Consider the following 4,379-nt stretch of genomic DNA (forward strand, 5'->3'; position numbering starts at 1 on the left):
CTAGGGGGTGTCGCTCCTGGGTCTCGGCGGTCATCATCGGGCCGAACGACGAACTCGTTCCGAGGCTCGCCACGCACGTCCTCACGACCCGCTCCGGGGACCACCGCGGGCGGGCCAAGGCGTCGTCACTCGAGGGCACCGGGGGCGCCGGTTCATCTGGGTTTTCTTGGAACCCGGCCTCACCCGCCGAGCCCTTCATCTGCTGCACCAGGCGGCGCACGCGACGCGGACATTGGAACCCCTCGGGGGCTCGGGGCACGGGTCAGCGGGGAACCTGGGGCCCTTCAACGTGGCCAGGCACGCGACCTTGTCTTCCTTGTTCTGGGCCCGTGAACACCCGGCCCGGCGCCCGCCGCGCGGGTCCGGATGCGCCCCCCATCCACCTCCACGACCACGGCCTCGGGAACCACCGCGGTCCGGGGCTCCAACTGGCGCCGCCGGTGCTCGACTACCTTCCGGTCCCGCGCCTCGATGAGTTCCGCCCCGACCTCATGAGCCAGCCGCCGGACCCGGCTCTCGCTGATCTCGATGCCCACCATCTGGACCGCGTACGTGGCGTCCCGGAACGACGCGAACCGGGCCGTCGCGGTGACGATCCGCTCGACCACGGACGAACTGTACCCGTGCTCATCCAGCCCCAGGACCGTCCGCAGGGGGGAAAAAGTCCCGCCGACAGGCGGGACCGTGGGCGCTCCATTAGGTCTGTTCGACTGAAGTTCCCCACGTTTGGTGGGCAGCGGGAAAGCGGCGTAAACTCTGATCACGAGGAGACACACCGATGGCGAACAAGCGCAAGACGTACACGTCGGAGTTCAAGCTCGCGGCGGTGAAGATGATCACCGACCAGAAGCTGTCGGTGGCCGAGGTGGCCCGGCGGCTGGGCATCACCGAGAACCGGCTCCACGACTGGACGAAGGCCCTCGCCACCAAGGGCGTCGATGCGTTCCCCGGCTCCGGTCACCTCACGCCCCAGGAGGAGGAGATCCGCAAGCTCCGGGCCGATGTCAAGCGGCTCGAAGCGGAGCGCGACATCCTAAAAAAGCTAGGCCGGCAAACGTCTCTGGATGATCCTTTGGCGGTTTCGTAAGCTTTGGAGCGTCCCCGGAGGGATGTCCCATGAAGACCGCAAAGACGGCGGAGCCAACGATCACACGCGATCTGACGCCGGAGCGAACGGCGTGCCCGCACTGCGGGCGGCTCATGTGGGCCGAGTACATGGCCCGCCGGACGATCCACACGCTGGCCGGTGTTACTCGCCTGAACCTGACGGTTCGCCGGTGCCGGACCGCCGCCTGTGCCGGTTACAAGAAGCCGTACCGGCCCGAGGCCGAGGGTGCCGGGGCAACGCGACGGCACAAGTTCGGGCTCGACGTGATCGCCCTCATCGGCCGCCTGCGGTACACCGAGCACCGGTCCGTGCCCGAGATCCGGACCCACTTGATCGCCCGGAACGTGTCGGTGTCCGAGCGGGCCGTGACCAACCTGCTGGACCGGTACGACGAGTTGCTCGCCACGTCCCTGACCGACGATCGCCGGCTCCAGAAGGTGCTGGCCGCTCAGGGGAAGGTGATCCTGGCCATCGACGGGTTGCAGCCGGACGTCGGGCACGAGGTGCTGTGGGTGATCCGGGACGTGCTCAGCGGCCAGATCCTGCTGGCCAACAGCCTGTTGTCGGCCCGGAATCAGGATCTGGCGGCCCTGCTGTCGGCGGTGAAGGGGGCGTGCGGGGTGCCGGTCGCCGGGGCCATCTCCGACGGCCAGCACTCGATTCGCAAGGCGGTCGCCAAGGCACTCCCCGGGGTGCCCTACCGGCTGTGCCAGTTCCACTACCTGCGGGAGGCCGCGAGGCCCATTTACGAGGCCGATCGGCACGCCAAGGTGGCGCTCAAGAAGAAGGTCCGCGGGGGCCGCCAGATCGAGCGCCAGGTGGAGGGGCGGACCGATCCCGAGGCCGACGCGGTGCGCGGGTACTGCTCGGCGGTACGGAGCGCCATCACCGACGATGGGCGGCCCCCGCTGGACGCGTCGGGGCTCAAGTTGCACGCCCGGCTGAGCGCGGTCGCCGGGAGCCTGGGCCGGGTCAAGGCCAAGGGGGCGCGGCGCCCGAGCGGACGCGCCTGGAGGGGATCCTCCGGGGTGCCCTGAGCGCGGCGGGTGGGGCGTTCGCGCCGTTGTACCGGGCGTTCGGGTGAGTGCACCGGGCGGCCCACATCCTGGGCCAAGTCGAACTCAAGGGGGCCGCCGTTCGGAGCCAGCTGAGCGGGTTGCCGGGCGCGATGGCGCGGCACCGGGGGGCGGTCGGCGACCTGAGCGGGGCGGTGGATCAGTTCGTGAAGGTGAGCCGCAGCTAATAGACCTCATTCACGATAGCGTGGGCGTGTTCGTCCCCCTCCCCAACCGGTGCTCAAGCGGCCTTAGTTCGGTGGTCGAGCATCCGATTGACTAACCCGGCCACGGCCCGAACCCGCAGCGCGTGCCCGGGCCGCCGGTGCCGGTTCACGTGGGCCAGCGAACGGAACCGGCGGAGCCGCCCGATCGCATGCTCGACCCCGATCCGGCGGCCGAACGCGCGGTTGTACTTGCGGTCCTCGGGCGGCCGCTCCTGCCCGCGGGGCTTGCGGCGCGGGCACGCACTCGCGGTGTGGAGGTCCCGGATCCCGGTGTACCCCAGGTCCCCGAGTGCCCCGACCCGGTCCGGCAACCGCCCCAGCATCCGGGACCTCTTGAGGAGCTTGATGTCCGCCCACCGCCCGGGCACCGACTCGGACACGTGGACGATGCGCCCGGACCCCTCGTCCGCGGTCACCTGGCTCTTGAGCGTGTGCGCCTTCTTCTGGCCCGAGTAATACGCCCGCGGGCTCCGCTTCGGCCGCTGGGTCCGCTGCTCGAACGAGTCCACGATGACCGCCAGCCCGGGGGCATCGCTCAGCACGGCCGGGAGCCGCTGGCGCCGTTGGGCACCCGGGTCCGGCATCCGCATGGTGTCCCGACCGGCCTGGGCCAGGGTCGGCACGCACCGGGTCCGGACCCGGCTGGCGGTCGAGTCGGACACCCCGAACAGGAACCCGAGTACCTCGTTGGTCGGGCACTAGTGTCCTGAGTTAGAGATCCGTTTCCAGTTATTTATGGCGGCGCCAGCCGCTCGCAGACCTTCTGGACCTTGCGGAGGATAAGGTCGGCGTCCTTGGTCCAGACGAACGGCTTGGGGTTGGTGTTGCGCGTGACGAGGTACTCCTCGATGGCCTTCTCCAACGCCTCGACGCTCTGGAACGACCCACGCCGGATGCGGCGCTCGGTGATCTGGGCGAAGAACCGCTCCACTTGGTTGAGCCACAAGCTGCTGGTCGGGGTGAAGTGCGGGACGTACTCCGGGTGCCGGGTGAACCACGCCTTGACGGCCGGGTGCTTGTGGGTTCCGTAGTTGTCCATCACCACGTGGACGGTCGTGCCCGGTTCCCGGGTCCGGGTGGTGTCGATGTGGTCCAGGAACGCCACGAACTCCTGGTGCCGGTGCCGCCGGTAGCACTTGCCGACGACCGCCCCGGTGGCCACATCGAGGGCACTGAACAGGCTCGTGGTGCCGTGCCGCACGTAGTCGTGGGTGCCCTTCGCCGCGCGCCCCGGTAGCAGCGGTTGGGTCGGCTGGGTACGGTCCAGGGCTTGTACTTGGCTCTTCTCGTCGATGCACAGCACGATGGCCTTGTCGGGCGGGGCCATGTACAACCCGACCACATCCCGCACCTTCTCGGTGAAGAACGGGTCGGTGGACCGCTTAAACGTCTCCTGGAGGTGCGGCTTGAGACCGAACGCACGCCAGATGCGGCTCACGGCGGTCTGGGACAGGTGGAGCTCGCGAGCCAAGGTGCGGGTGCTCCAGTGGGTCGCATCCTGGGGCTTGGTTTCGAGTGTTCGGGCCAGGGCCTGCTCGACCTGGGCGTCGGTGACCGTCCGGGTGGCGCCCGGTCGCGGCTCATCGGTGAGGCCATCGAGGCGCGCGTCCGCGAACCGGCCACGCCACTTGCGCACGGTCGGGAGGGTGATCCGCAGGTCGGCGGCGATGGCCGTGTTGGTGTGCCCGTCCGCGGCGGCCAGGACGATCCGGGCGCGGACCGCGAGGCGCTGCTGGGTGGTGGGCCGACGGGTCCAGTCGGCCAATTTCTCGCGCTCGTCGTCCGTCAGGGCGATCGGCTGGGGCTGAGGTCCGCGCGGCATGGCTGGGTCTCCAGGTGCCGAAACGTACATCCCGAAACGACCCGGCGCAAACCGGAAACGAATTTTTAACTCAGGACACTAGTGCTGTGTCAGGCTAACGAATTAGGATGCCACGGTGTCCATTGGTATGATGGCAGACCCCCGTGAGGTGCCGCCATGATGAAGAA

At 69.1% G+C, this 4,379-nt stretch carries 5 protein-coding genes and 2 pseudogenes; 3 read left to right on the forward strand and 4 right to left on the reverse strand.

Annotated features, from left to right (window positions below; translation table 11 throughout):
• Positions 1–284: 284 nt before the first annotated feature.
• Positions 285–764, reverse strand: a complete 480-nt coding sequence (locus R5W23_RS05710) for a hypothetical protein (RefSeq protein ID WP_320685499.1) — start codon at positions 762–764, stop codon at positions 285–287.
• A gap of 14 nt (positions 765–778) precedes the next feature.
• Between R5W23_RS05710 and R5W23_RS05715 the strand changes: the two are divergent.
• The 3 genes and pseudogenes from R5W23_RS05715 to R5W23_RS05725 all read left to right on the forward strand — a co-directional run.
• A pseudogene (locus R5W23_RS05715) lies at positions 779–1,042 on the forward strand (transposase); the annotation flags it as partial.
• Positions 1,043–1,116: 74 nt separating this feature from the next.
• Positions 1,117–2,145, forward strand: coding sequence for a hypothetical protein (locus tag R5W23_RS05720; RefSeq protein WP_320685501.1), 1,029 nt, complete (start codon positions 1,117–1,119; stop codon positions 2,143–2,145).
• Positions 2,146–2,192: 47 nt separating this feature from the next.
• A complete protein-coding gene (locus R5W23_RS05725) occupies positions 2,193–2,351 on the forward strand; it encodes a hypothetical protein (protein WP_320685502.1) in 159 nt (52 codons plus the stop codon).
• 53 nt (positions 2,352–2,404) lie between these two features.
• Here R5W23_RS05725 and R5W23_RS05730 read toward each other — a convergent pair whose 3' ends face one another.
• The 3 genes and pseudogenes from R5W23_RS05730 to R5W23_RS05740 all read right to left on the reverse strand — a co-directional run bounded on the left by R5W23_RS05730 (position 2,405) and on the right by R5W23_RS05740 (position 4,212).
• On the reverse strand, positions 2,405–2,980 hold the full coding sequence (locus R5W23_RS05730) for a transposase family protein (protein ID WP_320685504.1): 576 nt from the start codon (positions 2,978–2,980) through the stop codon (positions 2,405–2,407).
• A 21-nt stretch (positions 2,981–3,001) separates the two neighbouring features.
• Positions 3,002–3,073 (reverse strand): annotated as a pseudogene (locus tag R5W23_RS05735) (hypothetical protein); the annotation flags it as partial.
• A 50-nt stretch (positions 3,074–3,123) separates the two neighbouring features.
• Positions 3,124–4,212: an IS630 family transposase gene (locus tag R5W23_RS05740; RefSeq protein ID WP_320685503.1), complete on the reverse strand. Its 1,089-nt coding sequence runs from the start codon at positions 4,210–4,212 to the stop codon at positions 3,124–3,126.
• Between the last annotated feature and the right edge of the window lie 167 nt (positions 4,213–4,379).

Source organism: Gemmata algarum, from assembly GCF_034097035.1.
Classification (GTDB): Bacteria; Planctomycetota; Planctomycetia; order Gemmatales; family Gemmataceae; genus Gemmata; species Gemmata algarum.

Excerpts from the sequence above, each read along its gene's own strand:
- R5W23_RS05720 (WP_320685501.1), top strand. The coding sequence starts at position 1,117 with ATGAAGACCGCAAAGACGGCGGAGCCAACGATCACACGCGATCTGACG.
- R5W23_RS05730 (WP_320685504.1), bottom strand. The coding sequence starts at position 2,980 with ATGCGGATGCCGGACCCGGGTGCCCAACGGCGCCAGCGGCTCCCGGCC.
- R5W23_RS05740 (WP_320685503.1), bottom strand. The coding sequence starts at position 4,212 with ATGCCGCGCGGACCTCAGCCCCAGCCGATCGCCCTGACGGACGACGAG.